We start from the raw sequence: 26597 nt of genomic DNA on the forward strand, positions 1-26597 counted from the left end.
GAGTTTCGTAGTACGGTACCCATCGTACTAACCGTCGAAGGGGTCGTCTTGTCTCGCATCCACCTGCTCGCGGCCGGCGCGTTCGCGGTCGGCACCAGCGGTTACATCGTCACCGGGGTGCTGCCGGCGGTCAGCCGCGAGCTGCACGTCTCCGCGGCCGCCGCTGGCCAGCTCGTCACCGCGTTCGCCATCGCCTACGCGCTCACGTCACCGGTGCTGGCCGTCCTCACGGGACGGTGGGAACGCCGCAAACTCCTGATCGTGGCGCTGCTGACGAGTGCGCTGGGCAACGGCCTGGCCGCCGTCGCGCCGACGTTCGAGCTGCTGCTGGGCGCCCGCGTGATCAGCGCACTCGGCGCCGCCGCGTTCACCCCGGTCGCCACCGCCGTCGCCACCGTGCTCGCCCCGCCGGACCACCGCGCCCGCGCGGTCGCCACGGTGTTCGGCGGCCTCACCTTCGCGCTGATCCTCGGCGTGCCGCTGGGCAACGTCATCGGCGAGCAGCTCGGCTACCAGGGCGTGTTCGCGTCGGTGGCCGTCATCTCCCTGCTCGGCGCCCTGGCGATCCACCTGGGAGTGCCGCGGCTGGCCGCGCCGCCGTTCGCGGGCCTGCGCGAACGGTTCGCCGCCGCGCGCGACCGCCGCGTGCTGCTGGTGCTCGGCATGACCGTGCTGGGCTGCCTCGCCGCGTTCAGCGTGTTCACCTACATCGCGCCGATCCTGACCACCGTCGCGAACGTGCACGGCTGGACGATCAGCGTGCTGCTGCTCGTCTACGGCGTGGGCGGCGCGATCGGCAACTCGGTCGCCGGCCGCGTCACCGACCGCTGGGGCAGCCGGCTGCCGTTGCTCGTGATCTTCTCCGTGTTCGTCGTCGTGCTGGCCACGCTGCCGTTCACCGCGACGACGGCGGCGACCGCGGGTGTCGTGCTGTTCGTGTGGGGCCTGTTCACGTGGTCGGTGAACCCGCCGATCCAGAACTGGCTGATCGAGCTCGCGCCCGGCGAGTCGAGCGGACTTCTGCTGTCCGTCAACGCATCCGCCATCTACCTCGGCGTGGGGCTGTCGGGCGTGTTCGGTGGCGTGGTGGTGAGCAACGCCGGACTGCTCGCGTTGCCGCCGATCGCCGCACTGGTCGCGCTCGGGGCGCTCGGCCTGCTCATCGCACAGCCGAAGCCCGCGCTGGCGCCTCAGGCGGGGTGACGCATCAGTCCAGGCTGAGCTGGGCGCGGTGGAAGTCGAAGTGCCGCACCGGGAAGCGGTAGAGGTCCGCCACCGTCATGAACTCGCGGAAGCAGGGATCCCACCGCGTCGGATACGGCATGCCCTTCGCCAGGCCGGCCTCGTCCTCCCGGTCGAGGCGCCGGTGCAACGCCGCGATCGTGCGATCGCACAAGACGACCATCACCCGCTTCGGCAGCACGCTGCCGCCGAGCCAGGAACCCACGAAGTTGACCACGTCGAACGGCCTCGTGCCGGCGTTGAGCAGCCTCGCCCAGCCGCGGCCGACCGACGCCGGCAGCCTGGCGACGATCTTGGCCAGGGCCAGCAGCGCTCGCATGATCAGGAAGCCCAGCAGCATGTGGAACAGCAGCTGCCGGTTGGTCCAGCGGGTGCCGGCCGAGCGGCGGCGCAGCGCGTCGTCGGACGCGCTGCCGAGCAGCGTGCGGAAGGTCGCTCGCACCCGCTCGAAGTCGTCGTGAACGGTCTGCCGGTCCACCCGCCCAGTGTGCGCCTCGCAGCCGCGTTACGTCCGCAACACGCGTGCGTCGTGGTGCGCCGCCATCCGCAGAGGTGCGTTGAGCACGCCGAACCCGCGATACCCACCGACGCGCTGAACCACCTCGAAGAACACCCGCGCCCCGGCGAGTTCGGTGTAGAAGTGCAGGTACTCGCCGTCCGAGTCGCGGTCGTACAGCACGGACTGCTCGCGCAACACCTCGATGCGCTCGGCCGGCAAGCCCGTGCGGGCCGCGAGGTCGTCGTAGTAGTTGCCGGGGATCTCCAACAGCCGCGCACCCAACTGCCGCAGCGTCCGCGCACATTCCACCGCGTCCGTGCACGTGAACGCGATGTGCTGGGGCTCTGCCACGGCCGGTGCCCAGCCGCCGCGCCGGACCAGTGCCGCGTCCAGGGTCAGCCGGACGCCGCCGCTCACGCCGCGGACGCGCACCAGGCCGAACGGTGCCGCGAACTCCGCGGTGGCGCCGGGTTCCAGGCCCAGCACCGCGCGGTAGAAGAGGGTGGCCTCGTCGAAGTTGTCGAAGGGCTGGGTCAGCGCGACGTGGTCGATGCCCGTGATTCCGGCACCAGGACTCGACTCCCCGGTCGGTACGAAGTCGCCGAGCCAGTCGTCGTTGGCGCACAGGAAGATCTCGGTGCCGTCGGGTGCGGCGATCGCGGTCAGCGGTGCTTCGCCGGGGCCGGCCGTGCGCGACAGCGGTGGCGCCAGCATAATCTTCGCGCGCTGGGCTGCGGCGGCCGGGTCCGGCACGGCGATGCCGAGTGCTCCGATCGCGCCCGGTTCGCCGTTCGCGTTGACCAGGACGCGTGCTTCGCCTTGCGTCCACAGCTCCACCGGCTTCGAGCGGTGCACGCCGGTCCGGGTGAAGCCCAGTCCGGCCAGGTTCGTCTCCCCCACCACTTCGGCGAAGGCGTAGCCCGTCGAGACGGGTGCGGCGGGAATGTCCAGCAACCGCAAGGAGTCCTGGAGACTGACCAACGACCGCAGCGCGTCTACTGCGGCCCGGTACGGGTCCGACTGGCGGAAGACGTCGTTGAACACCTCGAGCGAGAGCGGGCCGCGGTAGCCGGCGTCGAGCACGTTGCGGGTGAACGTGGTCAGGTCGAAGTCGCCCTGTCCCGGGAAGAGCCGGTGGTGGCGGCTCCACTGCAGGACGTCCATCGGCAGCACCGGAGCGTCGGCCAGCTGCAGGAAGAAGATCTTCTCGCCGGGGATCGCGCGGATCGCCCGAGGATCGTCCCCTTTGGACAGGATGTGGAAGCTGTCGAGACACACGCCGAGCGCCGGGTGGGCGGCGCGGCGCACGATCCGCCACGCGTGCTCGTAGCCGTTGACGAACCTGCCCCACGCCAACGCTTCGTAGGCGATGCGCAGACCCCGTTCGGCCGCGCGACTACCCAACAGGTGCAACTGCTCGGCCGCGAGATCGTCGTCGTCGATCGCCTCCTGCGACACCGACGAGCACACCAGCACGGTGTCCACGCCGAGCTCGGCCATGACGTCGAACTTGTGCTCCGCGCGCCGCAGGTTGGCGGCGAGGACGTCCGGCGGCACCGCCTCGAAGTCGCGGAACGGCTGGTAGAGGTCGATGCTCAGACCCAGGTCGGCGCAGCGCTGCCGGATCTCCGCCGGGCTGCGGCGGGACGCGAGCAGGTCGTTCTCGAACAGCTCGATGCCGTCGAAACCCGCCTCGGCGGCCGCGGCCAGCTTGTCGTCCAGCGTGCCGGACAGGCAGACGGTGGCGATGGCAGTGCGCAGGTCACGACGCATGCGCGGGTTCTCCTTCCAGCTCCTCGAAGTGCGCGAGCATCCGGGCGGCGTCCGGCTCGACCCCGGTGAACAGCCGCAACGACTCGGCGGCCTGCAGCACGACCATCCCGCCGCCGTGCAGCACCCGGCAGCCACGTGCTCGTGCGGCGGCGAGCAACGCCGTCTCCAGCGGCCGGTAGACGATGTCGGCGACCCAGAGTTCCGGACGCAGCAACGACTCGTCGATCGGCAGCCCCGGATGTGCCGCCATGCCGGTCGGGGTCGCGTGCACCAGGCCGTCGGCGGTCCGAAGGGCGTCAGGGGTGCACACGGCGGCCCGGTCCGCGCCGAACCTGCGTCGCAGCGCCTTGACGAGTCGCGAGCTTCGGCTCGGGTCGACGTCGTGGACGCCCAGCCACCCGGTGCCGAGGGACAGCAGCGCGTGGGCGACCGCAGCGCCCGCACCGCCCGCGCCGAGCAGCACGACGTCTTCCATCTTCGCGTCCGGCAGGCCGCGGCTCAGACTCCGCGCGAAGCCGGCGGCGTCGGTGTTGTGCCCGATCGCCCTGCCGTTCTCGAAGACCACGGTGTTGACGGCACCCAGCGCGGCCGCCTCCGGGACGACGTCGTCCAGGTGCGCCAGGACCGCCTGCTTGGCCGGGTGGGTGATGTTGAGGCCGTGGAACCCGTCGTTGCGCGCTGCCCTGAGCACGTCCCCCACCGGCGACCCGATGACGTCGAGGTCGAGCAGCCGGTAGACGTAGCTCAGCCCCAGCTCACCGGCCTCGCGCTCGTGCAGCGCCGGACTCAGGGACGGACCGATCCCGGACCCGACGAGCCCGATCAGGTAGTTGGTCACCCGGCCTCCCACTTAATGTACGAACTAGTGAGTTAACGCTAGCGCACCGAGCCGCCCGCAGTGAAGTGCTCCACTAGAGTTGGCTGGTCATCCGCAGAGATCGAAGGGGGCCCGGTGGCCGCACCGTCGTCATCCGATGCCGAGCGCCAGCGGGACAAGGACCGCACGCGCGCCGACATCCTGGACGTAGCCACCAGGGAGTTCGCCGACAAGGGCTACACCGGCGCCCGCGTCGACGAGATCGCCGAGCGCACCAGCACCACCAAGCGGATGATCTACTACTACTTCGGCGGCAAGGAACAGCTCTACATCGCCGTACTGGAACGCGCCTACCTGGCCATCCGGGCCCTGGAGGCCGAGCTCGACGTCGAACACCTCGAGCCGGAGGACGCCGTTCGCCGGCTCGCGGAGCTGACCTTCGACCACCACGAGGCCAACCCGGACTTCATCCGGCTCGTCAGCATCGAGAACATCCACCACGCCGAACACATCGCCCGCTCGGAAGTGCTGGCGAACCTCGCGAACCCGGCGCTCGACGGCCTGACGCAGATCCTCGAACGCGGCCGTGCGACCGGCCGGTTCCGCGCCGACGTCGACCCGCTCGACGTGCACATCGTGATCAGCTCGTTCTGCGTCTTCCGGCTCGCGAACCGGCACACGTTCGCGGCGATCTTCGGGCGGGACATGCTGGACCCCGCGCGCCGTGAGCACTACCGGCGCATGCTGGGCGACATGTTGATCGATTATCTGACCAGCTAGTGCTGTGACCGGCAGCCTTCGCCGCGTCTTCGGCGCTCAGCAGGACACCTCGTGGCGCCGGCCCCACGCCCACAGCCAACCAGGATGAGGACGCGGGGCCGGCGCCACGATGCGCCCGTCTGAGCACTGAATACGGGGCTAAGGCTCCCGATCACAGCACTGAAACTGAGTCTTGACAGGCGGGGGTGGCGTATCCGATTTTGTGTTAACTAACTAGGTCGTACATAGGAGTACGCCGTGACCACTTCGATGGCCCGCAAGACTGCGCTGGCAGCCTGGATCGGCAGCGCTCTCGAGTACTACGACTTCTTCATCTACGGCACCGCCGCCGCGCTGGTGTTCAACAAGGTCTTCTTCCCCGCCGCCGATCCCGCGACGGGCACCCTGCTCGCGCTGGCCACGTTCGGCGTCGGTTACCTGGCCAGGCCGCTCGGCGCGTTCGTGCTCGGACACGTCGGCGACCGCTTCGGCCGCAAGAAGGTCCTCGTGTTCACGTTGCTGCTGATGGGCGTGGCGACCTTCGCCGTGGGCTGCCTGCCGACCTACGCGTCGGTCGGCGTGCTCGCGCCGGTGCTGCTCGTGATTCTCCGCTTGCTGCAAGGGCTTTCGGCGTCCGGTGAGCAGGCGGGCGCGAACTCGATGTCGCTGGAGCACGCGCCGGAGCACCGCCGGGCGTACTTCACCAGCTTCACGCTGAGCGGCACGCAGGCCGGGCAGATCCTCGCCACGGCCGTCTTCCTGCCGGTCGCCGCACTCCCCCAGGAAGACCTGCTGACGTGGGGCTGGCGGGTGCCGTTCTGGTGCAGCGCGCTCGTGGTGGTCGCGGGGTTCGTGATCCGCCGCAAGATCGACGAGACCGCGGTGTTCCAGCGCACCAAGGCGGCAAAGCTGCCGGTCGTGACGTTGTTCCGCAACCACTGGGCCGACGTGCTGCGCGTGGTCTTCGCGGCCACCATCGCCTCGGTCAGCACGATCTTCACCGTCTACGCCCTGAGCTACGCGGTGAACACGATCGGGCTGTCGCGGACGTCCATGCTGTGGGTCGGCGTGCTGGCCAACACGGTCGCACTGGCCGCGATCCCCTTGCTGGCAGCGCTTTCGGACAATATCGGGCGCAAACCCGTGTTCCTCGCCGGCTGCGGCGCGTGCGCGATTCTGATCTTCCCGTACCTCTGGTCGATCTCCATCGGCTCGTACGGCCTGGTGTTCGCGCTCGGCATCCTGATGTTCGGGGTGGCCTACTCCGCGACCAACGGGGTCTGGCCGTCGCTGTACGGCGAGATGTTCAGCACCGAGGTCCGGTTGTCCGGCATGGCGATCGGCACCCAGTTCGGGTTCCTGCTCGCGGGTCTCGCGCCGAGTGTCGTGTCGGCGATCGGGACAGGACGGGACGGCTGGATCGGTGTCGCGATCTTCACGGCGGCGGTGTGCGCGGTGAGCGCTACGGCGATCGCGACCGGGCGCGAGACGTTCCGGCGTCCCACGGCCGAACTCGGGCTGGCGACGGCAGAAAGGCGTGTTCCCGCCACGGCTCAGGTTTGACAGCCTGTAGCCAAAGGCCGGAGGAGGACGCGCATGTCGCAGGTGCAGACCGTTCGAGGTGCGATCGAGGCAGCAGCGCTCGGGACCGTGCTGATGCACGAGCACGTGTTCGTGCTCAGCACCGAGGTCATCCAGAACTACCCCGAGTTCTGGGACGAGGAGCAGCGGATCGCCGACGCCGTCGCGCGGCTGCGGGCGCTCAAGGCGGCCGGGGTCGACACCATCGTCGACCCCACCGTGCTCGGGCTCGGGCGGGACATCGCGCTGGTCGCGAAGGTCAACGCCCAGGTGGACCTCAACATCGTGCCCGCGACCGGGCTCTACACCTACAACGACGTGCCGTTCTTCTTCCGCCTGCACGGTCCCGGCACCATGTTCGGCGGCCCTGACCTGATGGTCGACCTGTTCGTCAAGGACCTCACCGAGGGCATCGCGGGCACGCCGATCAAGGCGGCGTTCCTCAAGTGCGCCATCGAGGAGGAGCTCACGCCCGGCGTCGAGCGGGTGATGGTCGCGGTCGCCGAGGCGCACAAGCGCACCGGTGTGCCGATCACCGTGCACACCAGTCCGAACCACCGGACCGGGCTGGTGGCGCAGGAGGTGTTCCGGCGCGAGGGCGTCGACCTCGGGCGGGTCGTGATCGGCCACAGCGGAGACACTGCTGATCTCGACTACCTGCGCCAACTGATCGACAACGGCTCGTCGCTGGGCATGGACCGGTTCGGCCTGGACGTGTACCTGCCGGGTGACCAGCGCGTCGCCACAGTCGCGAAGCTCGCCGCCGAGGGCTTCGCGGACCGGATGGTGCTCTCCCAGGACGCCTCCTGCCACATCGACTGGGTGCCACCGGGTGTGCGCGAGCAGATCGCACCGAACTGGGTCTTCACGCACATCCACGAATCCGTGCTGCCCGCGTTGCGCGACGCGGGCGTCACGGACGACCAGATCACCGCGATGCTGGTGGACAACCCGCGCCGCTACTTCGACCCGGCGAGCTGATCACTTTTTCACCCCAGCCGTCCTGAACACCGCGCCGCGCGTTTCCGCACAGGAGGGCCGCGCTGCAGCGGCCCACGGAAACCTGGGGTTTTCATTTGCGTGCATTGATTCTCGGTGCTGCGGTCGCCCTGGCCGCAGCGCTGGCACCGGGCACCGCCCACGCGGCGCCGCCGGCCAACGACGACAACCCGGCCGACAACGAGCGCGTGGTCGAGACGACCGTCAGCTAGTTCACCGAGACCCGTTCGGACCGCGTTGTCCGGACGGGTCTCACACCGCTTTCGAGAACGCTGCTGCGAGCACCTCGTACACCGACGAGATCGGCTGACGCAAGCTGGTCCTATGTGGACGATCTGCGCTCACGATCCGTCCTCGGTTAGTACATTTCCGGCCAATTGGCAAGGACTTGGCACAGCGCGAACCTTCGTTCAAGATGCCGCGCGTGCACAGTGCGGCAGGCTTCGGCGACAGCGGTGAGATCTCTCGGGTCGCGTGGTCCCGTCGGCGCGCGACCAAGAGCTCCACCGCGGACTCGGCGCTGGAGGACGTGCTGACCGCGGCCCGCCGGGGTGACGAGGACGCCTTCCGCCTGCTCTACCGCGACCTCCAGCCCAAGCTGCTGCGCTACCTCACGGTGCTGGTCGGCGCCGATGCCGAGGACGTCGCGTCCGACGCGTGGCTGCAGATCGCGCGGGACCTGGGCTCGTTCCGCGGCGACGTCGACGGGTTCCGCGGCTGGGCCACCACGATCGGCCGCAATCGAGCCATGGACCACCTCCGTCACCAGCAGCGACGGCCCGTGCACGGCACTGTCGACGACGTGGCCGAACCTGCCGGACCGGACGACACCGCGCAGGCGGCGGTGGACGCGGTGGGCACCGACGCCGCGCTGGCGTTGATCGCCACGCTGCCGCCGGACCAGGCAGAAGCCGTGCTGCTGCGGGTCGTCGTCGGACTGGACGCCAAGGCCGCCGCGCAGGTGCTCGGCAAGCGGCCAGGCGCCGTGCGGACCGCGGCGTACCGGGGGCTGCGCGCACTCGCCGCGCACCTCGATCCACCTGGGAAAACACCACTGGAGTGACAAAAACCGGAGACCTGACGCTGAAGGACATGAGATGAGCAACCACCGTTCCCGCCGCATCGACCGGCGCACCGCTGAGCAGCTGCTGCACGGCGATGCGCGGGTCACCGGGCACGACCGCCTGAACGACCTGCTCGCGGCAGCGGCTGCCCCCGCCCGCGACCGCGAGCTGGCCGGTGAGCAGGCTGCCGTGCTGGCGTTCCGGGACGCTCGTCTCGCCCCCGCACCTCAGCAACGGAGACCCTGGATGCTCAAGATCGCACTGGCGAACCTGCTGTCCGTGAAGATCGCGGCGGTCACCGCGGCCGCCGCCGGTGGCATCGCGCTCGCCGCTGCCGCGGGTACGCTGCCCGGCCAGCAGCGCGAGGAACCCAAGCCCGCCAACGACACGAGCGTCGTCACGACGTCCACGAAGGACACCCCGGCGTCGGCCAAGCAGGACAAGAAGCCGGACAACTCCCCCTCGCCCTCGCTCAAGGGCCTGTGCCAGGCTTGGACCGCGGGCGCCGGCTCCGAGCACGGCAAGGCGCACGAGAACCCGGCGTTCAGCGCGCTGATCACGGCCGCAGGTGGTGCCGACAAGGTCCCCGCCTTCTGCGCCGACCAGCTCGCCGACAAGCCCGGCAAGTCGGACGAGACGCACGGCAAGTCCGACCAGGCACCCGGCAAGTCCGACCAGACGCCGGGCAAGCCCACCCGCTGACGCGCACACCGAGCTCCGGCGACCCCGGCTCTCCCTCGACGGGTCGCCCGTTCCGGACGGGCGGCGGCTTGCCCCCACGCCGCCGCTCGTCCGCCCCTACCACCGAGCTGGAGGAGCGCCTTGACCGACGCCTGTCCGCACAACATCGAAGCCGGCAGCTACCTGCTCCACATGCTCAGCCAGGAGGAGAGCGACGAGTTCCGGCTGCACCACCAGCACTGCCTGTCCTGCCAACGGGAAATCATCGCGCTCCTGCCCGGTGCGCTCTTCCTGGAGGAGCTCAGGGCCGACATCCTGGCCGCGGAACAACGCCTGTGCACCGAGCGGCCGGTGCTGTCCACTGTGGCCGCACGGGAACTCTCGGCGTTGCAACGGGTGCACCCGCGCTGAGTCTCCGGTCATGGTCGAGAATCACGGTGTGCCCACTGCGAACAACCTGCTGGTCTCCGGAAGCGCCGGGCGCGCGGTCACCGAGTTGGTGATCCCGGCCCTGCTACTGCGTTCTCAAAACGCGACGTGGTCACAGCTGGTCCACATCTACGTGCCCAACGGTCCCACCGTCGCCTTCAGCGGCCGGGACCTCCGCTCCCCCGGCATCGCCGCAGCCACCCGGATCGCCCGCGAAGCCGGATTCGAACCCGTGGTCCGGTCGCCAGGCGGACGGATGGTCGCCTACGACAGCGGCGCCGTCGTCATCGACCACCTCGACCGCACCACCGGCATCCGGCACGCGGGCAGCGCGACGTTCGCCGCGAACGCCGAGAGCCACGTCGAGGTGCTGCGCGCGCTCGGTGACGTCGACGCACGCGTCGGCGAGGTGGACGGCGAGTACTGCCCCGGCGAGTACAGCATCAACGTCGGCGGCACGGCCAAGGTCGTGGGCTCGGCGCAACGGGTCACCGCCACCGGTTCGCTGTTCAGCACGGTCGTGCAGGTCACGGTGTCGGACCGGGTGCGGGACGTGATCGTAGAAGTCTCCGAGGCGCTCGGCTACGACCTGCGGCAGAGCTCCATCGCGGGCCTGGCCGACTACGCGCCCGCACTGACCGCCGACGAGGTCGCCGCGGCCTTCGCAGCGGACTACCGGAGCCGGCTGGGCATGACCGGCGCGGAGTTGCCGGCCGAGGCGGTCGCGCTCGCGTCGACCGTCGTGCCGAGCAACCCACAACCCTTCCACGTGGACGACTGGACGCGTGCGAATGGACGTCATCTGTGAAGGCTTCTGCCGCAACGAGTGCGCGGGTTGAATCCAGCGCACGCCGTCGAAGGAGCATCAGCATGCGTCTGATCAGAGCATCCGCGGTCACCGCCGCACTCCTCGTCGTGGCCGCGCTGCCCGCGTCCGCGATCAACTCCTACAACGCCACGCCCGCACCCGAGCGCACCGAGGTCGGTGCGCTCGTCGCGACCTGGGACAACGACGACAACCCGGCGACCCCGGACCGCGTCGACTGGGTCTGCAGCGGCACCATGATCGATGCCGACACGTTCCTCACCGCCGCGCACTGCACCAGCGACTGGCCGGCGAACGTGAAGTTCTTCGTGTCGTTGCACCAGGACGTCCAGGCCGCGCTGGACAACGCCACGGGCACACCGGCGCAGATCGCCGCGGCAGTGGGTGTCCCGGGCACCGCGCACAACCACCCCGCCTACCCCGGCTCGGCGAACGACACCCACGACATCTCCGTGGTGCAGGTGTCCGCGCAGCAGATGAAGGCGCGCTGGTCGTTCACGCCGGCGACACTGCCCACCGCGAACCGGCTCGGCCGGCTCGGGCCGCAGGGGCTCAACGACACGCCGTGGGTGGTCGCCGGCTACGGCACGCAGGAGGCCCGCCGCGGCCCCGGCGGGCACACCCACCCCGGTGGCGGCGTGCGGATGAAGGCGCCGGTCACGTTCAACGCGCTCAACGACGCGTGGGCGCGGCTCGCCATGACCGCGCCGCAGGGCAACGGCGGTGCTTGCTACGGCGACTCCGGTGGCCCGAACTTCGCCACGATCGACGGCAAGCGGACCCTCGCGGCCACGACGATCACCGGCGACTCGCCGTGCTACGCGACGAACGTCGTCTACCGGCTGGACACCCCCGGCGCACGGGACTTCCTGCGCCCGTTCGTGTCACTGCCTTGATCGAGTGGCGGGCGCCCGGACCGGGCGCCCGCCGCAGCGTCAGTGCCGGCCCCAGCCGGGGACGGTGCCGTCGATCGTCACCTCGAACTGGTCGTACTTCGCCATCAACGCCAGCAGCTCGTCCTCGGAGGGCTTGTTGCCGTCCGCGTACATCTCGGCGAGACCCCGGAAGTACTCCTCGCGGTTGAGCGCGGGCGTGAAGATGATGAGCATCGTCGCCTGGTCCTGGTACGGGTTGCGGAAGCCGTGCGACACCCCCATCGGCACGTTCACGTAGGTGCCAGGGGGCGCGGCGAACGTCTTGCCGTCGAGGTGCAGCTCCACCATTCCGTGCAGGACGTAGAACGCCTCCAGCTGCTCGTTGTGGACGTGCGGTGAGGCGCCGGGCGCGCCGGGGTCCATCCGGTGCTCGTACAGGCCGAGCTTCCCGTCGGTCTCGCTGCCCTGGGCCTTGAAGGTCGTGTGGGTGGTGGTGCCGATCTGTACCGACTCGCCCTCGCCGGGAAGCAGGATGCGGGACAACTGCGTCATTTCAGTTCACTCCTCGTTGCTGGCTGAGTCGATGGCTGCGTCGTCCTGGTTGAACCACGAGAGGTACCGCTCACCCGTGTCCGGGAAGACGGTGACCAGGTTCTTGCCCGCGTGCTCGGGGCGGGAAGAAAGCACCCGGCAGGCGTGCGCCGCCGCACCGGAGGAGACGCCGACCAGCAGCCCCGCCGTCCGGGCGAGCTCCCGGGCCGTGGCGTAGGCGTCCTCGTTGGACACCGTGAGGACCTCGTCGATCAGGTCGACGTCGGTCGTGGGCGCGACGAAACCGCCGTTGAGGCCGGGGATCCGGTGCAAGCCTCCCCACCCCTGGCTGAGCACGGGCGATCCCTCGGGCTCAACGGCGACCACGCGGACAGCGGGGTTGCGTTCCTTCAGGAAACGCGCGGTGCCGCTGAGCGTCCCGCCGGTGCCGACGCCGCAGACGAAGACGTCCACCGCCCCGTCGGTGTCGGTCCAGATCTCCGGCCCGGTGGTGGCGTAGTGCGCGGCCACGTTGTCCGAGTTCTCGTGCTGGCAGGCGAACCACGACCCCGGCCGCTCGCGGTAGATCTCCTCGGCCTTGGCGATCGCCGCCACGTACCCCTCCTGGTACGGGGTCAGCACGATCTCCGCCCCGAACGCGCGCAGCAGCTGGATGCGTTCCTGCGTCGCGCTGTCCGGCAACACGATCACGCACCGGTACCCGCGGGCGGCGGCGATCGCGGCCATCGAGATGCCCGTGTTGCCCGACGTCGCCTCGACGATCGTGCCCGAACCCCTGGTCAGCTGCCCGCGCTGCTCGGCGCCGTTGATCATGTAGAGCGCGGCGCGGTCCTTGACGCTGGACAGCGGGTTGGCCATCTCCAGCTTGGCGTACAGCGCAGCGGTGGTCACTCCGAGATCGAGCCGGACGAGCGGAGTGCCGCCGATCAGGTCCTCGATCGACTGGGCCAGCGGCAGTGTGGTGACTCCGGTGTTCACATGCTCTCCGATCGTTCAGTTGTCACCAGCTGGGGAAAGCGGCGGCACCCTTGTGCTTCTGGCCCGCGACCACGACGGGCTGACGAGGCTTGGCCGAGCCGGGGCTGGACCTCAGGTTCGGGATGGAGAACGGCGCCAGCACGCGCGAGTCCGCCGGCACGTCGCGGATCACGAGTGCCTGGGCGCCCACCACGGAGTCGGGGCCGACGGTGATCGGGCCGAGCAACGTCGCGTTGGCCCCGACGACGACCCGGTCGCCGAGCTTCGGGTGCCGGCGGGATCCCTCCGGCCGTTGGTTGTCGTGCCACCACCCGACCGCGCCGAGCGTCACCTGGTGGAAGATCGTGACGTCCTCGCCGATCTCGACCGTCTCGCCGATCACCACGCCGGCGCCGTGGTCGATGAAGAACCCGCGGCCGATCCGCGCCCCTGGATGGATCTCGATGCCACCGGTGAGCAACCTCGCGATGACCATGACCAGCCGGGCACTGCGCCGACGTCCGCGCAGGTGCAGCCGGTGCGACACGCGGTGACCCCAGATCGCGATGACCGTCGGGTGCAACAGCGCCTCGCTGCGCGACAGGATCGACGGGTCGCGGTCCATGACCATGTCCAGGTCGGCGGTGAGCAGGCGGAGCAGCGCCCTCACCGGACCGCTCCCGCCTTCTCCTTGCGCAGCTGCCCGAGCCGGTTCTCCGCGTAGGCCACGCCGACGAGCACGACCAGGCCGCCTGCCAGCAGGTTCCACGTGACGGGTTCGCCGAGGAACAGCACGCCGAGCAGCACCGCGAACGCCGGCACCACGTAGTTGACCGCAGAGGCGGTGGTGGCGCCGACGTCGCCGATGAGGCGGAAGTAGAGCACGTAGGCCAGGCCGGTGCTGAACACCCCGAGGACGACGATGCTGAACGTCACCGGGCCGGTGAAGTCCGGCACCCGCCAGTCGAGGAACGGCGTCACCAGCGCCTGCAGCACCGCCGCCGAGACGAGCTGCGCCGCAGCCAGCGACAGCGGGGCCAGGCCCAGCGGCGAGAGGTACTTCCGGACGTACACGAAGCCGATCGCGTAGCTGACCGCCGCACCGAAGCAGGCCAGCCGTCCGCTCAGCGACCCGAGCGACTCGTGCCACGGACCGATCAGCAGCACCACGCCGATGAAGCCGAGCCCGAGGCCGACCGCCTTGCGTGAGGTCGCCCGCTCGGTCGGGAGGGCTGCCGTCGCCAGCGCGAGCGTCAACAGCGGCGAGGCACCGATCAGGACGCCCGCGATGCCGGCGCCGGTCGTCTTCTCCCCGTACGACAACAGCAGGAACGGGATCACGTTGCCGAACAGCCCCGCCGCGCCGATGTGGCCCCAGACCCGCACGGAGCGCGGCAGGGCGACCTTGCGGGCAGCCGCGATCGACAGCAGCACCGCCGCGCCCAGCACGAGTCTGCTCAGCACGAGCTGGCTCGGTGTCAGACCTTCGAGGGAGACCTTGATGAAGGTGAAGCTGCTGCCCCACAGCAGTGCCAGCAGCAGGAAGCGCGCGACGGATGCCTTGTCCATTGCTTCTCGATTCGGGTCATCTGTCCGTGGTCGTTCCGTTACTTCAGCAGGAGCTGCTAGTGGCGCGGTGGAGCGCCGAGTCGAGGAACGGAACCACGGCAGCGGCAACGGTTTCCGGTGCGAGCACCGGCGCGAAGTGACCCACGCCCGGCAGTTGCCGCGCGTGCGCGTCGGCGACGTGCTGAGCCAGGTAGTCCTCCACCGCGGCGAAGAAGATGCCGAGCAGCGTCTGTTCGCCGCGCAGCAGCAGGACCGGCGCGGTGACCTGCCCGAGCGCTTCCGGATCCGTCGGCCGCGGTCCCCGGTAGACCACGTCCTGCCCGACGAGCTGGAGCATCGCGGGGATGCCGGGTGCCCAGCGCTCGCAGAAGGACGTTGCCTCCAGCGCGGCGATCTCGTTGGCGGGGCAGATCCCCGGGAGGAACGCGCGCGCCGCGTCGAGGAGCCGCCCGTCGGCCGCCGCCGCGCCCACCTGCTGCATCGCGGCACCCAGCCGGGCGAAGTCGTCCTCTCCGCCCACCCCGATCACGACGGGCTCGTGGATGGCGACGGCAGCCACGGAGTCGCTGTCGGCGGCCGCGCCCAGCACCCACGCCCCACTGCCAGACCAACCGACCAGGCCGACCGGTTCGCCGATGCTGTCGACGAACGCGGTGACGTCCTCCTTCAGCCGCAGCGGTGAGTGGTCCGGGTGATCGGCGGACAACCCTCTGCCGCGCGTGCTCGGCAGGTAGCAGGTGTACCGGTCGGTGAGGTGCGGCAGCAGTTCCGTCCAGGCGACCTCGCCGTCCCCATACGCGCCGTGGACCAGCACGAGTGCCGGCCCCTGCCCTGCCACGCGGCCGGCGATCTCGGTGCCGTCGGCGGAGATGGCGCGGTGGATCCGGGCGAATTCGTTGGTGTTCATGGTGACTCCTCGGTATTCGCGCCGTGGTCTGGCGCGTCTACAGAGGACGCTAGGTCGCGTGGCAGGCCGCCTGCTTCGGAACGATTGACCAACTGCGGCGGGAGCGACTACGCGGTTGTGCGCAGGTCCAGCCGCCGGTCGATGGCGTAGCGGGCGGCCTGGGTCCGGGAGGTGACGCCGATCTTGTGGAAGATGTTCGTGAGGTGGCGGGCGACGGTCCGGTCGCTGATGAACAGCGCCTCGCCGATCTCCCGGTTGGACCGGCCCTCGGCGACGAGCACCAGCACCTCGCACTCGCGCCGCGTCAACCCGTCCGGCGCCTGCTGATGCACGCCCAGCCGCTCGTACACGGCCTTCGCGCGTTCATCCTCGGCGCACGCGGACGCCGCGTCACCGAGCGCCCGGTACGCCTCGGCGAGCCGGACGCAGATGCCGGCGGCGTCGTACTCCGCGCCCAGTTCGTGCCAGCGCCGGCACGCTTCGCGCAGCACCGGCAGCGCCCGTTCCGGCTGCCCCTCGGCCAGCAGCACCGCGCCACGTGCGGCAGCAGCCATCGCCTCCAGCCCCGAGGTCGCGTACTTCGCCGCCGTCGCCTCGAGTTCGGCCGCCGCGACCACCGCGTCGTCCAGCCGACCGGCCGAGATCGCGATCTCCACCAGCGCCGAACACAGCGGGGCGCGGGACAACGGGTCGGTGCCTGCCGCGGCGACGGCCGAACGCACCGACGTCGCGGCCCCATCGGCATCCCCCGTCCGGAGCTGCAGCAGCGCGCGTCCCGGTTGCGGGTCGCGGCCACGGGCGTGCGCCTCGTCGTACGCCTCGGCGGCACCGGGGTCGCCGCGCAACCGGCGTGCCTCGGCCGTCACGTACCAGGCTTCCGCGGCGTAGTCGATCCGGCTGGCGCAGAGGTCGACCACCACCCGGAGCGCGACCTGTTCCGCCTCCAGCCACTCGCCGTGGAGCAGCAGGAGCTGCGCCCGGTGCACCGCGCACAGTCCCCCGAACAGCACCGCCGCGGGGAAGGTGGCCAGCCACTGCTCGGCCAGCGTGGTCCAGCGGGCCATCCGGCGCACGTCGGAGACCTCGTGGCAGGCCGCGATGGTGTGGCAGTAGAGCGTGCCCGAGATGAACGGCGCGAGCTGTCCGTCCAGGACGGTGACCATGGCCTCGTCGAGCAGCGCCAGCCCGTCGGCCACGTGGCCGGACCGGATCAGGGCGCGTCCTTCGCCGTTCAACCCCACCGCGACCAGATCCGGCGCGCCGACCCGGCGGCCGATGTCCTGCACCTGCCGGGCCGCGTCCACGGCCGCCGCCGGCTGGCCCGCCATCAGGCTCGCCTCCACGCCCATGAAGGTGAGCACCCACCCGTGCACCGGGGAGTCCTGGACGTCCTCCGCGAGCCGCCTGGCGCGTCCCAGCCACCCCACGGCGCGCGGCTCGTCACCGCGGCCCATGTGGAAGATGCCGAGCACCATGGCGATGTGCGCGGCTTCAGCCGTGCGGGACTCGGCCAGGAAGGCGTCGTAGGCCGCGGCGCCGAGCCGCAGGTTGTCCTCGACGCGGCCGACCCACCACACGGCGTCGGCGTGGGCCGCGAAGTCGTCGGCGGTGAACTGCTCCGGCGGCACGGCGTCGAAGTGCGCCGCAGCGGACGTCCAGTCGTGCGCTGCGTAGGCCAACCGGGCCTGGGTCAGGCCGTAGTCGTGCTCGTCCATCGGCCGTCCATTTCGCCGGACCTCAGGCTAACCCGCTGTTCAACGGTCCGCGCGGCGTTCCCGGAAGGCGATCATGTTCATCCGGTTGCCGCACCGCACCGTGCAGAACCGCTTGAGCCCGTTGCGGGACAGGTCCAGCACGAGCCCCTCGCAGTCGTCCGCTTCGCAGATCCGCAGGCGGTCCATCTCGTTCATCCGGATCACGTCGATGAGGGCCAGCGCGGCCTCCACCCGGATGCGTTCGGCGAGCGGGGAGCCGGGCTCGGTGGCGTGGATGTGCCAGTCGAGGTCGTCGTGCCGCACCAGGTACGGCAACGCGTTGGCGTCGCGGAGCATCTTGTTGACCGCCCCGACGGCGTCGTCGCGGTCGAGGGTCCACACCTGCCTGAGCAGTGCGCGGGTGCGGTGGACGTCGCGCAGTTCTGCCTCGTCGTGGTCGATGCGACCGGTGAAGGGATAGCCGTCCAGCAGGGCCTTGAGCTGCTCGATCGTGGCCAGCTCGTCCGTGCCGCTGCGCGAGGCCGACGGATCGGTGTTGCACAGGGCGACGACGAAGACGAGCGACTCCTCCGTGTCAGGGGCAAAACGCAAATTGACTCCTTACTCGCACCGGCCTACCGTCAGGGGTGACAACCAGGTTAGGCCATTACAGGGCGCGGGGAGGCGAGCATGGCGACTGTGTCGAAGTCCACCGGCCTGATCGCGGCAGCGGTCTCGTTCATCTCGTTCGGCACCTCCGGAGCGTTCGTCAAACCGCTCCTGGAGGCCGGTTGGTCGCCGACTGCCGCCGTCACGGCCCGCGCGCTCACGGCCGGGCTCGTGCTGCTGCCCTTCGTCGTGGTTTCCCTGCGCGGCAAGTGGAACCTGCTCCTGCAGGCCCGGTGGCCGGTGCTGGGCATGGGACTGGTCGGCGTGGCGGTCACGCAGGTCCTCTACTTCGCCGCCATCCAACGCATTCCGGTGGCGACGGCGCTGCTCATCGAGTTCCTCGCGCCGATCATCCTGGTCGGGTTCACCTGGGCGGTCAGCAGGCGACGACCCGCTCCGGTCGTCCTGTTCGGTTCGGTGCTCGCGGTCGGTGGTCTCGTGCTGGTGATCGGGCCGGGAGCGATCCAGGCGGTGGACCCGATCGGCCTGGCGGCCGCGTTCGGCGCTGCGCTGGGATGCGCCGGGTACTTCTGGATCGCGGCCCGCCCCAACTTCGGACTGCCTCCCGTCGCGCTCGCCGGCGCCGGGCTGCTGGTGGCCGCGCCGGTGCTGGCGCTCATCGGGGCGCTCGGTCTGTTGCCGTTCACCGCGACGTTCGGCGACGTGCCGCTGTTCGGCCTCGAGGCGGCCTGGTGGGTGCCGTTGCTCGTGGTGGCGGTCGTCGGTACGGCGCTGGCCTACGCGTCGGGCATCACCGCGTCGGGGATCCTCGGGTCACGGCTCGCGTCGTTCATCGCACTGCTGGAGGTCGTGTCCGCCTCCGTGTTCGCCTGGCTGCTGCTGGGCGAGGGGCTGTCTCCGGTGCAGTTGCTCGGCGGTGCGCTGATCCTCGGCGGCATCGCTTCGGTGCGCGCTGAGCGGCCGCAGGAGGAAGCGTCGACCGCGGCGCCCCCGGTCGGCGCTTCCTGCTAGCTGTTTCCTGTTAATTCTGGCCGCCGGGACGAATTCCGGTGATCTGCTGAATCCACGCGGCCCTGCGCGGAATGTTCTGATAGGCCACGGTCAACCTGGACGGGTCTCCCCCGCCGCCGACCGGACCGGTGCAGGTGCCGATCTCCTGACCGTTGTGGACCATCGGGCCACCGGAGTCGCCGAAGTAGGCCTGACCGTTGATCGGTGCACCGTTGATCGTGTTGCCGACGGCGACCACGCGCAGGTTCGCGGTCTTGATCGACTGGGCCAGCGGACCGCCGGGCGCGGAGATGCCGCCCCAGCCGTAGATCTGCACCGTGGCGCCCATCGGCGGCGGCGTCGCGGCGTAGGGCAGGTACCTGCTCAGACCGGCTGACGAGGCCAGCTTCTTCAGGCCGACGTCACCGTTGGTGTAGTCCGCCACGACCCGGATGCTCCGGCCCTGGCCGAGTCGCTGGCTGCCCACGCGCACGCTGCCGCCCCGGCCGCAGTGGGCGGCGGTGAGCACCCACAGCGGGCCGATCACCGAACCCGAGCAGAAGCCGCCGGCGTTGACCTGCGCTCCCCACGGAGCGCCGCCGTCGGGCACGGTGATGCCGCCGATGATGTTGGGCCGCACGTCCGCCTGCGACTGCGGAACCGTGCCGAGGCCGGCCACGAGCGTGGCTCCGACAATTGCGCTTAACAGCTTGAGCCGCATTACCTCTCCTAAAGTCAGGAAATGGGGCAGGGAATCCACGGATGCGGCGAATGATCCGGGGACCATTGTGCGGCCACGGCGCCGATTCGCGACCGATCCGAAATTCCGGATTCCGTCGCAGCCGGTCCGCTAGGGCCTGTGTCGAAGTCCCGTTCGATGAGAGTCGAATGGGACTTCGACACAGGTCCTAGTAGCGTCCGGAGCATGAGACGACTGCTCAGCGTCGCGTTGTCGTTCGGTCTCGTGTTCGCGGCCGCGCAACCCGCCGCCGCGACCGGTGGCCAGCCGTTGCCCGGCTACACGATCAACAATCCGCCGCTCGCCCCGGCGTTGGTCGGCGGCTTGCCCACGAAGGTCATACAGGGCGTGCACAGCCACGCCGGGTACATCATCGAGGTGCCGCCGCGGTGGAACGGCCGGTTGGCCATGTGGGCGCACGGATATCGCGGTGAGGGCAAGGTGCTGACGGTCGACGCCCCGCCGTACGGGCTTCGGCAGCGCTGGCTCGACGAGGGCTACGCGTGGGCCGCGTCTTCCTACTACGCCAACAGCTACGACGTGCGGGCCGGCGTCACGACCACTCGTGAGCTCGCGACCCTGTTCGGTCAGAAGGTGAAGCGGCCCAAGAAGGTCTTCCTCGCCGGCGTGTCCATGGGCGGGCACGTGATCGCCCGGTCGCTGGAGCAGTACCCGGGGTTCTACGCGGGCGCGCTGCCGATGTGCGGTGTCCTCGGCGACCACGAGCTGTTCGACTACTTCCTGAGCTACCACCTCGTCGCGCAGGCGTTGACCGGCATCCGCGCCTACCCGTTGCCGCCGGACTACCTGCAGACCGTGGTCCCCCGCATCCAGCAGGCGCTGGCGGGCCGCGACGACCAGTTCCGCGCGATCGTCGCCAACCTGTCCGGTGGCGCGCGGCCGGGCAACGAAGCCGCTTACGCGTACTGGCAGAACTTCCTGTTCAACCTCGTTTCGGCGCGCGAGGGCGACAGCCTGGCCGGCAACCCGATCCAGCTGGCCACGAACCTGACGACGCGCTACCGGCCGAACTCGCCGGTGGACGTCGACAAGACCGTGCAACGGGTCCGTCCCGCGAACCCGGTCGCCCGGCACACGTGGGCCCTGACCGAGATCCCCGCGGTGGTGGGCCTGCCGAGCGCACCCGTCATGTCGCTGCACGGGCTCGGCGACCTGTTCGTGCCGTTCTCGATGGAACAGGACTACCGCGACGACGTGGCCCGCTTCGGCCGCACCGATCGGCTCGTTCAGCGCGCGATCCGCACGGTCGACCACTGCGAGTTCTCCCCCGCCGAGGTCGGTGACGCGTGGCGCGACCTGCTGTTGTGGGTGGACAAGGGAAAGCGGCCGTCCGGTGACGACGTGCGCCGCACCGATGACCCGCGGTACGGCTGCCGGTTCAGCGACCAGCAGGCCACCGGCGGCACTCGGGCGCTCTTCCCTGCCTGCTGACCTGTGAGCAGCCGTCAGCCGTCGTCGTTCTGGCGGCGGCTGCTCGTGGTCTCCTGATCGATCTCGGCCTGCTTGCGGCCTGCGCGGTCCGCGCTGCGCCGCAACGCCGCCAGTGCCCGGTCCAGCCGCTGCTGTGACCGGCGCACGCCGCGTGCGCGAGGTCGATGACCTCGTCGCTGGTGTCGACGTTGGTCTGCGCGGACAGCCGCAGCCGGTAACCGCGATCGTCCAGCTCGGCCTGCCGTGCGGTGAGCCGGCGCGCCGGAAGCCGCGGCCGGGGTGACACTGTTGGTCCGCTGCGCTGGGGGATCCCCACCAGTGAAAGGCAGACCGCCATGCGCGCAGTACGTTTCCACGAGTTCGGCGACCCGCAGGTCCTCACGGTCGAGGACGCCCCCGAACCGCACGCCGGCCCCGGCGAGGTCCGGGTCAGGGTGCGGGCCGTGAGCGTGAACCCCGTCGACCTGAAGATCCGGGCCGGGTACATGGCCCAGGTCATTCCGACCACGTTCCCCGCGGTCATCGGGTACGACGCGACCGGTGTCGTCGACGAGGTCGGTGCCGGCGTCACCGATGTCTCGCCAGGCGACCAGGTGTTCGGCCTGGCTGCTCAGGGCACCACGGCCGAGTACGCCGTGCTCAACGCGTGGGCTTCGGTGCCCAGACCCTGGACGGTCGAGCAGGCGGCCGCGGCCGGCCTGGCCTCCTCCACCGCCGTCGAGAGCCTCAACGCCCTCGGCGACCTCTCCGGCAAGACGCTGCTCATCGAAGGCGCGGCCGGCGGCGTCGGTTCCGCCGCCGTGCAGATCGCCGTCGCCCGCGGCGTCACCGTGATCGGCACCGCGAGCGAGGCCAACCACGACTTCCTCCGCTCGCTCGGCGCGATCCCCATCACCTACGGCCCAGGCCTGGCCGAGCGCGTCGCCGAGGTCGCCCCCGACGGCGTTGACGCCGCGTTCGACACGGCCGGGTCCGGTTCGCTGGCCGACCTCGTGGCGATCGTGGGCTCCTCGTCACGTGTCGTGAGCATCGCCGACTTCGGTGCCGCCGCGCTCGGCGTCACTCTGGTCGCGGGCAACGCCCACGCCGCCGACAACCTCGCCGACGCGGCACGACTCGGTTCGGCCGGCACCTTCACCCCGGTGGTGCAGGCCGCCTACCCGTTGGAGAAGGCGGCCGACGCCCACGCACACGTCCAGGGCGGTCACACCCGAGGGAAGGTGCTGATCACGTTGTGAAGCTCAGCGCCAGCCGAGCGCCGGTGCCACGTGCACGAGGATGTTCTCGATGACGTGCGCGCAGTAGTCGGCGCCGAGCTGGTTGGGCACGGTCAGCAGCAACGTGTCGGCCTCGGCGATCGCCTCGTCCTCGGCCAGCTGCGCGACCAGCACCTCGGGCTCGGCCGCGTAGGAGCGTCCGAAGATCGCCTTGTTCGGCCCGTCGATGAAGCCGATCTGGTCCCGGCTCTCGCCGTCACCACCGAAGTACGCGTCGTCCAGGTCGGTGGTGATGGCGAAGATGCTGCGCGACACCGAAACCCGCGGCTCGCGCTGCCACCCCGCCTCCGTCCACGCCTTGCGGAACGCCCGGATCTGCTCGGCCTGCTGCACGTGGAACGGCGCCCCGCCCTCGTCGAACTTCAGCGTCGAGCTCATCAGGTTCATGCCCTGCTCAGCCGCCCACACCGCGGTGCCGTTGGAGCCGGCGCCCCACCAGATCCGGTCCCGCAGGCCGGGCGAGTGCGGCTCGAGCCGCAGCAGCCCCGGCGGGTTCGGGAACATCGGCCGCGGGTTGGGCCGCGCGAAGCCCTCGCCCTCGAGCACCTTCAGGAACACCTCGGCGTGCCGGCGGGCCATGTCGGCCTCGGTCTCACCCTCCGCGGGCTGGTAGCCGAAGTGCCGCCACCCGTCGACGACCTGCTCGGGCGATCCCCTGGAGATGCCGAGCTGCAGCCTGCCGCCCGCGATGAGGTCGGCGGACCCGGCGTCCTCGACCATGTACATCGGGTTCTCGTACCGCATGTCGATGACGCCGGTGCCGATCTCGATGCGCTCCGTCTTCGCTCCGACGGCCGCGAGCAGCGGAAACGGCGACCCGAGCTGCCTCGCGAAGTGGTGCACCCGGAAGTAGGCGCCGTCCGCGCCCAGCTCCTCGGCGGCCACCGCGAGGTCGATCGACTGCAGCAGCGTGTCCGACGCGGACCTCGTCTGCGAGTGCGGGCTGTCCGACCAGTGCCCGAACGACAGGAAACCGATGTTCTTCACACGACGGGGAACGCGGCGGCGGGCGCGGGCATTCCTGGCGAGCGCGAAACACCTGTCCGAGCGACCATCTACAGCCTAGGGTGTTGCCGGTTCAGGACTCGACGACGAGGGACGGTCAAGTGGAGCGAGCGACGTGGGCGGGCCCGGACATCGACGTGTCCAAGCCGAGCGCGGCCCGGATCTACGACGCCCACCTGGGCGGCTTCCACAACTTCCAGGTCGACCGGGACGCCGCCGCCAAGATCGTGGCGTTCATGCCGGAGCTGCCCGACATCCTGCGCGCCAACCGGTCGTTCCTGCGCCGTGCGGTCCGCCACCTCGTCGGGCAGGGCGTCACGCAGTTCCTCGACCTGGGTTCCGGCATCCCGACTGTCGGCAACGTGCACGAGATCGCCTGGAAGGCGAACCCCGAGTGCCGGATCGTCTACGTCGACTCCGATCCGGTGGCCGTCTCGCACAGCCGCAACATCCTCGGCGGCATCGACAGGGCCACGGCCATCCATGGCGACATGCGGCAGCCGCAGAAGATCCTCGCCGACCCCGACACCCGGCGGCTGCTGGACTTCGACCAGCCGATCGCGGTGCTGATGTTCGCGGTGCTGCACTTCGTGGCCGACGAGGACGACCCGGCCGGCATCATCCGCACCTACCTCGACGCGATGGCGCCCGGCAGCTACCTGGCGATCTCCCACGCCACCCTGGAAGGGCCGGAGCGGGAGAAGGCCGAGGAAGCCACCGCGCAGTTCCAGCGCAGCGTCACCGACTTCTCGATGCGGACGCGTGCCGAGATCACCGCGCTGTTCGACGGGCTGGAACTGGTCGAGCCGGGTGTGGTCTACCTGCCGGAGTGGCGGCCGGACGCCGGCGACGAGATCGGTGAAGCCAGCCGCACCTCCACGTTCGCCGGGGTGGCACGCAAGCTCTAGGCGCCGGCTTTGCAGTCGTTGTCCATCGCGGCGAACATCTTGTCCGGAGTGGACTGTCCGCTGAACACCTCCTGCAGCCCGGTGAGCATGGTCTGCTGCACCTTGGCGTTGGGCCAGAGCTGGTCCATGAACGGCACGGTCCGGTTGTCGTTGATGAACTTCCCGACCTCGGCCAGCGACGGGTCGACCGAGAAGCCGGTGTCGGGCAACGACGGCAGCCCGCCCTGCTTGCCCACGAACACGTTCATGCCCTGCGGGGACATCACGAAGTCGACGAACTTCAACGCGAGGTCCTTGTTCTTCGCCTTGGCGTTCACGCTGTAGCCGGCACCAGCGGCGGCGGGCATCAGCTGGGCACCGGCGTCATCGGTGGCGGGCAACGGCTTCAGCGTGAACGTGCCGGCCGGGTTCTGCTTCTTGCGCAGCGCGAGTCCGCTTGGCGGCTCGACGGTGATCGGTTCTGGTTGCAGGTGGTCGTGCCCGCGGGGACTCAGGTGACCGTGGTGTTGCCGGATGGACAGCGGCACACCGCCGGGCCGGGTACGCACACGTACGGCTGCGAGGTCGCGGCTAGCCTGGCGACGTGATCCTCACCAGCGCCCGCCTCACGATCCGGCTGTTCCGCGCAGCGGACGCACCGACGCTGGCGGACTACCGGTCGGATCCGGAGGTGGCGCGTTATCAGGGCTGGAGCACGCCGTTCCCGGTCGACGCCGCGGTCAAGATGATCGCGGAGATGACCGATCCCACCGCGCCGGGCTGGTTCCAGTACGCGGTCGAGCACAACGGTGCCGTGATCGGCGACGTCGGCGTCAACACCCACGAGAACCTCATGCAGGCCGACCTCGCCTACACGTTCGCCCCCGCGCACCAGGGTCACGGTTACGCCACGGAGGCCGTAGGCCGGATGGTGCAGCACCTGTTCACCGACCGCGGCCTGCACCGCGTGTCCGCCGAGTGCGACGCCCGCAACGAGCGTTCGGCGAAGCTGCTGGCGCGACTCGGTTTCCGCCAGGAAGGCCTGCGCCTCCAGCACACCTGGATCAAGGGCGAGTGGACCGACGACCTCCTGTTCGGTCTGTTGGCCGCGGACTTCGAGCCGTAGCACTTTTGCGAGATCGTGCCTTGACGACGGACTCCCGCCAGTCGCAGTATGACTGCGCAGTCAGACAGGTCAGACCAAGATCGGCAACGCAACTGCGGGAGCTACCGTGCGACAGATGAGTCCGGGTGGGAGCTCTGCCGTGCGCAGCGTCGACGTGGCCCGGCTGGCCGGGGTCTCGCAGAAGACCGTGTCCAGGGTCCTCAACGACGAGCCGTACGTGTCCGCGGACGTGCGCCGCCGCGTGCTGGAGGCCGCCGAGCAACTCGGCTACCGCCTCAACAACGCGGCGCGCGCGCTGGCGTCCGGACGCACCCGGTCCATCGGTGTGGTCGCGCTCGGCACGGCGCTGTACGGCCCGGCTTCGTTGCTCATCGGGATCGAACGGGCCGCGCGCGACACCGGCTACGCGCTGCGTGTGGTGAGCACCGTGGAAGGCGATCCGAACGGTGTGGCCGGGGCGGTGAGCTCGTTGCTGGACCAGGGTGTCGACGGCATCGTGATCTCCGAACCGATCGACGACGGCCCGGTGCCGGTGAAGATCGACGTCCCGGTGCTCGTCCTCGGTGCGCCGCCGTCCTTCACGGCGCCGCAGGTCCTGAGTGCGAGCGTTCGTGCGCACGACATGGCGCGGGCGGCCACCGACCACCTGCTCGATCTCGGGCATGCGACCGTGCACCACGTCGCAGGCCCGCAACGCTGGTTCGCCGCCCAGGACCGCCTGGACGGCTGGCGCACCGCCCTCGCCGCGCGCGACGCCCCCGAACCGCCGGTGTTCGAGGGCGACTGGTCGGCGGACTCCGGTTACGCGGCAGGTCGCCAGCTGGCGCAAACCCCTGGTGTGACAGCGGTTTTCGCGGCGAACGACGACATGGCGATCGGGTTGATCCGCGCGCTCGTCGAGACCGGCCGCAGGGTGCCCGAGGACGTCAGCGTGGTCGGTTTCGACGACGTTCCGGTCGCCCCGTACATCACTCCTCCCCTGACCACGGTGCGGCAGCCGTTCGACGCGGTGGCCAGGGAAGGGCTCAGCCTGCTCGTGCACGCCATCGAGAAACGTGATCTCCCGGCGACGGGCGGCCAACCGGTCGACCTGATCGTCCGCGCCTCCACGGCGCCCCCACCCGCGTAGTCGTTCGCGCACCTCCCCTCAGCACGCCGCCCCGGCTCGCGTGCCGATCTCCCCTGCCCGCCTCCAGGAGTCATCCATGCCCGAGACCGGACTGGCCACCGGCGCCGTCAAGCAATGATCGAGTCGAAAGAGGTTCTG

The 26597-nt window shown here is 70.2% G+C and carries 31 protein-coding genes; 17 read left to right on the plus strand and 14 right to left on the minus strand.

The genetic code is table 11. The features are described from left to right. Nucleotides 1-48 precede the first annotated feature (48 nt). Nucleotides 49-1203, plus strand: coding sequence for an MFS transporter (locus DI276_RS22355; RefSeq protein WP_232836836.1), 1155 nt, complete (start codon nt 49-51; stop codon nt 1201-1203). A gap of 4 nt (nt 1204-1207) precedes the next feature. On the opposite strand, the gene DI276_RS22360 is transcribed toward DI276_RS22355, so the two are convergent. Genes DI276_RS22360 through DI276_RS22370 form a run of 3 tightly spaced genes read right to left on the minus strand, consistent with a single transcriptional unit; the run spans nt 1208 to nt 4352 of the window. Continuing rightward, a complete protein-coding gene (locus DI276_RS22360; RefSeq protein WP_112266394.1) occupies nt 1208-1720 on the minus strand; it encodes a DinB family protein in 513 nt (170 codons plus the stop codon). 27 nt (nt 1721-1747) lie between these two features. Beyond that, entirely contained in the window at nt 1748-3514 is a 1767-nt protein-coding gene (locus DI276_RS22365) for a bifunctional sugar phosphate isomerase/epimerase/4-hydroxyphenylpyruvate dioxygenase family protein (protein WP_112266396.1), read from the minus strand. Continuing rightward, on the minus strand, nt 3504-4352 hold the full coding sequence (locus tag DI276_RS22370; RefSeq protein ID WP_112266398.1) for a shikimate dehydrogenase: 849 nt from the start codon (nt 4350-4352) through the stop codon (nt 3504-3506). The genes DI276_RS22365 and DI276_RS22370 overlap by 11 nt, the downstream gene beginning before the upstream one ends. Nucleotides 4353-4466: 114 nt before the next feature. Between DI276_RS22370 and DI276_RS22375 the strand changes: the two genes are divergently transcribed. From DI276_RS22375 to DI276_RS22415, 9 genes are all read left to right on the plus strand, one after another. After that, nucleotides 4467-5111 carry a TetR/AcrR family transcriptional regulator gene (locus tag DI276_RS22375; RefSeq protein ID WP_112266400.1) on the plus strand — a complete coding sequence of 215 codons (645 nt, stop codon included), beginning with the start codon at nt 4467-4469 and terminating at the stop codon, nt 5109-5111. A 237-nt stretch (nt 5112-5348) separates the two neighbouring features. Beyond that, complete coding sequence (locus DI276_RS22380) at nt 5349-6653, plus strand: MFS transporter (RefSeq protein ID WP_112266402.1); 1305 nt, start codon at nt 5349-5351, stop codon at nt 6651-6653. 33 nt (nt 6654-6686) lie between these two features. Continuing rightward, the gene (locus tag DI276_RS22385) at nt 6687-7652 is read left to right on the plus strand and encodes a phosphotriesterase family protein (protein WP_112266404.1); all 966 of its coding nucleotides are present in this window, start codon (nt 6687-6689) and stop codon (nt 7650-7652) included. A 95-nt stretch (nt 7653-7747) separates the two neighbouring features. Then, the gene (locus DI276_RS53020; protein WP_269814288.1) at nt 7748-7882 is read left to right on the plus strand and encodes a hypothetical protein; all 135 of its coding nucleotides are present in this window, start codon (nt 7748-7750) and stop codon (nt 7880-7882) included. Between the two features lie 212 nt (nt 7883-8094). Then, on the plus strand, nt 8095-8733 hold the full coding sequence (locus tag DI276_RS22390) for an RNA polymerase sigma factor (RefSeq protein ID WP_232836837.1): 639 nt from the start codon (nt 8095-8097) through the stop codon (nt 8731-8733). Nucleotides 8734-8767: 34 nt separating this feature from the next. After that, a complete protein-coding gene (locus DI276_RS22395) occupies nt 8768-9436 on the plus strand; it encodes a hypothetical protein (protein ID WP_112266406.1) in 669 nt (222 codons plus the stop codon). A 120-nt stretch (nt 9437-9556) separates the two neighbouring features. Next, nucleotides 9557-9826 (plus strand): hypothetical protein, encoded by a 270-nt coding sequence (locus tag DI276_RS22400; protein WP_112266416.1) that lies wholly within the window; start codon nt 9557-9559, stop codon nt 9824-9826. Nucleotides 9827-9836: 10 nt separating this feature from the next. After that, nucleotides 9837-10652, plus strand: coding sequence for a lipoyl protein ligase domain-containing protein (locus DI276_RS49575; RefSeq protein WP_119724483.1), 816 nt, complete (start codon nt 9837-9839; stop codon nt 10650-10652). A gap of 62 nt (nt 10653-10714) precedes the next feature. Then, nucleotides 10715-11566, plus strand: coding sequence for a trypsin-like serine protease (locus DI276_RS22415; protein WP_112266422.1), 852 nt, complete (start codon nt 10715-10717; stop codon nt 11564-11566). A 39-nt stretch (nt 11567-11605) separates the two neighbouring features. Here the strand turns inward: DI276_RS22415 and DI276_RS22420 are convergent, their stop codons facing one another. The 7 genes from DI276_RS22420 to DI276_RS22450 all read right to left on the minus strand — a co-directional run bounded on the left by DI276_RS22420 (nt 11606) and on the right by DI276_RS22450 (nt 17836). Further along, on the minus strand, nt 11606-12097 hold the full coding sequence (locus tag DI276_RS22420; RefSeq protein WP_112266424.1) for a cupin domain-containing protein: 492 nt from the start codon (nt 12095-12097) through the stop codon (nt 11606-11608). A gap of 6 nt (nt 12098-12103) precedes the next feature. Further along, on the minus strand, nt 12104-13075 hold the full coding sequence (cysK, locus tag DI276_RS22425; RefSeq protein ID WP_232836838.1) for a cysteine synthase A: 972 nt from the start codon (nt 13073-13075) through the stop codon (nt 12104-12106). A gap of 22 nt (nt 13076-13097) precedes the next feature. Then, nucleotides 13098-13724: a serine O-acetyltransferase EpsC gene (gene epsC / locus DI276_RS22430; protein ID WP_198680820.1), complete on the minus strand. Its 627-nt coding sequence runs from the start codon at nt 13722-13724 to the stop codon at nt 13098-13100. Further along, a complete protein-coding gene (locus tag DI276_RS22435; RefSeq protein ID WP_112266426.1) occupies nt 13721-14623 on the minus strand; it encodes a DMT family transporter in 903 nt (300 codons plus the stop codon). The genes epsC and DI276_RS22435 overlap by 4 nt, the downstream gene beginning before the upstream one ends. Nucleotides 14624-14666: 43 nt before the next feature. Then, a complete protein-coding gene (locus DI276_RS22440) occupies nt 14667-15530 on the minus strand; it encodes an alpha/beta fold hydrolase (RefSeq protein ID WP_112266428.1) in 864 nt (287 codons plus the stop codon). A gap of 107 nt (nt 15531-15637) precedes the next feature. Then, nucleotides 15638-17245 (minus strand): response regulator transcription factor, encoded by a 1608-nt coding sequence (locus DI276_RS53025; RefSeq protein ID WP_112266430.1) that lies wholly within the window; start codon nt 17243-17245, stop codon nt 15638-15640. A 39-nt stretch (nt 17246-17284) separates the two neighbouring features. Next, the gene (locus tag DI276_RS22450) at nt 17285-17836 is read right to left on the minus strand and encodes a CGNR zinc finger domain-containing protein (RefSeq protein WP_112266432.1); all 552 of its coding nucleotides are present in this window, start codon (nt 17834-17836) and stop codon (nt 17285-17287) included. Nucleotides 17837-17914: 78 nt separating this feature from the next. On the opposite strand from DI276_RS22450, the gene DI276_RS22455 reads away from it, so the two are divergent. Beyond that, nucleotides 17915-18865, plus strand: coding sequence for an EamA family transporter (locus tag DI276_RS22455; RefSeq protein WP_112266434.1), 951 nt, complete (start codon nt 17915-17917; stop codon nt 18863-18865). 10 nt (nt 18866-18875) lie between these two features. Here DI276_RS22455 and DI276_RS22460 read toward each other — a convergent pair whose 3' ends face one another. Further along, nucleotides 18876-19565 carry a S1 family peptidase gene (locus DI276_RS22460; RefSeq protein ID WP_157984872.1) on the minus strand — a complete coding sequence of 230 codons (690 nt, stop codon included), beginning with the start codon at nt 19563-19565 and terminating at the stop codon, nt 18876-18878. 204 nt (nt 19566-19769) lie between these two features. Between DI276_RS22460 and DI276_RS22465 the strand changes: the two genes are divergently transcribed. After that, nucleotides 19770-21035 carry a hypothetical protein gene (locus DI276_RS22465; protein WP_232836839.1) on the plus strand — a complete coding sequence of 422 codons (1266 nt, stop codon included), beginning with the start codon at nt 19770-19772 and terminating at the stop codon, nt 21033-21035. A 14-nt stretch (nt 21036-21049) separates the two neighbouring features. Here the strand turns inward: DI276_RS22465 and DI276_RS53030 are convergent, their stop codons facing one another. Then, on the minus strand, nt 21050-21181 hold the full coding sequence (locus DI276_RS53030) for a hypothetical protein (RefSeq protein WP_269814289.1): 132 nt from the start codon (nt 21179-21181) through the stop codon (nt 21050-21052). 189 nt (nt 21182-21370) lie between these two features. Between DI276_RS53030 and DI276_RS22470 the strand changes: the two genes are divergently transcribed. Next, nucleotides 21371-22273 carry an NADP-dependent oxidoreductase gene (locus DI276_RS22470; protein WP_112266440.1) on the plus strand — a complete coding sequence of 301 codons (903 nt, stop codon included), beginning with the start codon at nt 21371-21373 and terminating at the stop codon, nt 22271-22273. Nucleotides 22274-22276: 3 nt separating this feature from the next. Here the strand turns inward: DI276_RS22470 and DI276_RS22475 are convergent, their stop codons facing one another. Then, complete coding sequence (locus DI276_RS22475; protein WP_112266443.1) at nt 22277-23299, minus strand: LLM class flavin-dependent oxidoreductase; 1023 nt, start codon at nt 23297-23299, stop codon at nt 22277-22279. A 119-nt stretch (nt 23300-23418) separates the two neighbouring features. Between DI276_RS22475 and DI276_RS22480 the strand changes: the two genes are divergently transcribed. Further along, nucleotides 23419-24225, plus strand: a complete 807-nt coding sequence (locus DI276_RS22480; protein ID WP_198680821.1) for an SAM-dependent methyltransferase — start codon at nt 23419-23421, stop codon at nt 24223-24225. Here the strand turns inward: DI276_RS22480 and DI276_RS22485 are convergent. Next, a complete protein-coding gene (locus DI276_RS22485; protein WP_232836840.1) occupies nt 24222-24752 on the minus strand; it encodes an extracellular solute-binding protein in 531 nt (176 codons plus the stop codon). The genes DI276_RS22480 and DI276_RS22485 overlap by 4 nt on opposite strands. On the opposite strand from DI276_RS22485, the gene DI276_RS52285 reads away from it, so the two are divergent. The 3 genes from DI276_RS52285 (at nt 24702) to DI276_RS22495 (ending at nt 26459) form a co-directional block, all read left to right on the plus strand. After that, on the plus strand, nt 24702-24812 hold the full coding sequence (locus tag DI276_RS52285) for a hypothetical protein (protein WP_232836841.1): 111 nt from the start codon (nt 24702-24704) through the stop codon (nt 24810-24812). The genes DI276_RS22485 and DI276_RS52285 overlap by 51 nt on opposite strands. Further along, nucleotides 24809-25330, plus strand: a complete 522-nt coding sequence (locus DI276_RS22490) for a GNAT family N-acetyltransferase (protein WP_112266447.1) — start codon at nt 24809-24811, stop codon at nt 25328-25330. The genes DI276_RS52285 and DI276_RS22490 overlap by 4 nt, the downstream gene beginning before the upstream one ends. Before the next feature lie 115 nt (nt 25331-25445). After that, entirely contained in the window at nt 25446-26459 is a 1014-nt protein-coding gene (locus tag DI276_RS22495; RefSeq protein WP_112266450.1) for a LacI family DNA-binding transcriptional regulator, read from the plus strand. Nucleotides 26460-26597: the final 138 nt, after the last annotated feature.

The organism is Lentzea terrae, assembly GCF_003265345.1.
In the GTDB taxonomy this organism is placed as follows: Bacteria; Actinomycetota; Actinomycetes; order Mycobacteriales; family Pseudonocardiaceae; genus Lentzea; species Lentzea terrae.

Coding starts and splice junctions, on each gene's coding strand:
- DI276_RS22365 (WP_112266396.1), bottom strand. CDS start 3,514: ATGCGTCGTGACCTGCGCACTGCCATCGCCACCGTCTGCCTGTCCGGC.
- DI276_RS22385 (WP_112266404.1), top strand. CDS start 6,687: ATGTCGCAGGTGCAGACCGTTCGAGGTGCGATCGAGGCAGCAGCGCTC.
- DI276_RS22395 (WP_112266406.1), top strand. CDS start 8,768: ATGAGCAACCACCGTTCCCGCCGCATCGACCGGCGCACCGCTGAGCAG.
- DI276_RS49575 (WP_119724483.1), top strand. CDS start 9,837: ATGGTCGAGAATCACGGTGTGCCCACTGCGAACAACCTGCTGGTCTCC.
- DI276_RS22415 (WP_112266422.1), top strand. CDS start 10,715: ATGCGTCTGATCAGAGCATCCGCGGTCACCGCCGCACTCCTCGTCGTG.
- DI276_RS22420 (WP_112266424.1), bottom strand. CDS start 12,097: ATGACGCAGTTGTCCCGCATCCTGCTTCCCGGCGAGGGCGAGTCGGTA.
- DI276_RS22435 (WP_112266426.1), bottom strand. CDS start 14,623: ATGGACAAGGCATCCGTCGCGCGCTTCCTGCTGCTGGCACTGCTGTGG.
- DI276_RS22440 (WP_112266428.1), bottom strand. CDS start 15,530: ATGAACACCAACGAATTCGCCCGGATCCACCGCGCCATCTCCGCCGAC.
- DI276_RS53025 (WP_112266430.1), bottom strand. CDS start 17,245: ATGGACGAGCACGACTACGGCCTGACCCAGGCCCGGTTGGCCTACGCA.
- DI276_RS22455 (WP_112266434.1), top strand. CDS start 17,915: ATGGCGACTGTGTCGAAGTCCACCGGCCTGATCGCGGCAGCGGTCTCG.
- DI276_RS22460 (WP_157984872.1), bottom strand. CDS start 19,565: ATGCGGCTCAAGCTGTTAAGCGCAATTGTCGGAGCCACGCTCGTGGCC.
- DI276_RS22465 (WP_232836839.1), top strand. CDS start 19,770: ATGAGACGACTGCTCAGCGTCGCGTTGTCGTTCGGTCTCGTGTTCGCG.
- DI276_RS22470 (WP_112266440.1), top strand. CDS start 21,371: ATGCGCGCAGTACGTTTCCACGAGTTCGGCGACCCGCAGGTCCTCACG.
- DI276_RS22495 (WP_112266450.1), top strand. CDS start 25,446: ATGAGTCCGGGTGGGAGCTCTGCCGTGCGCAGCGTCGACGTGGCCCGG.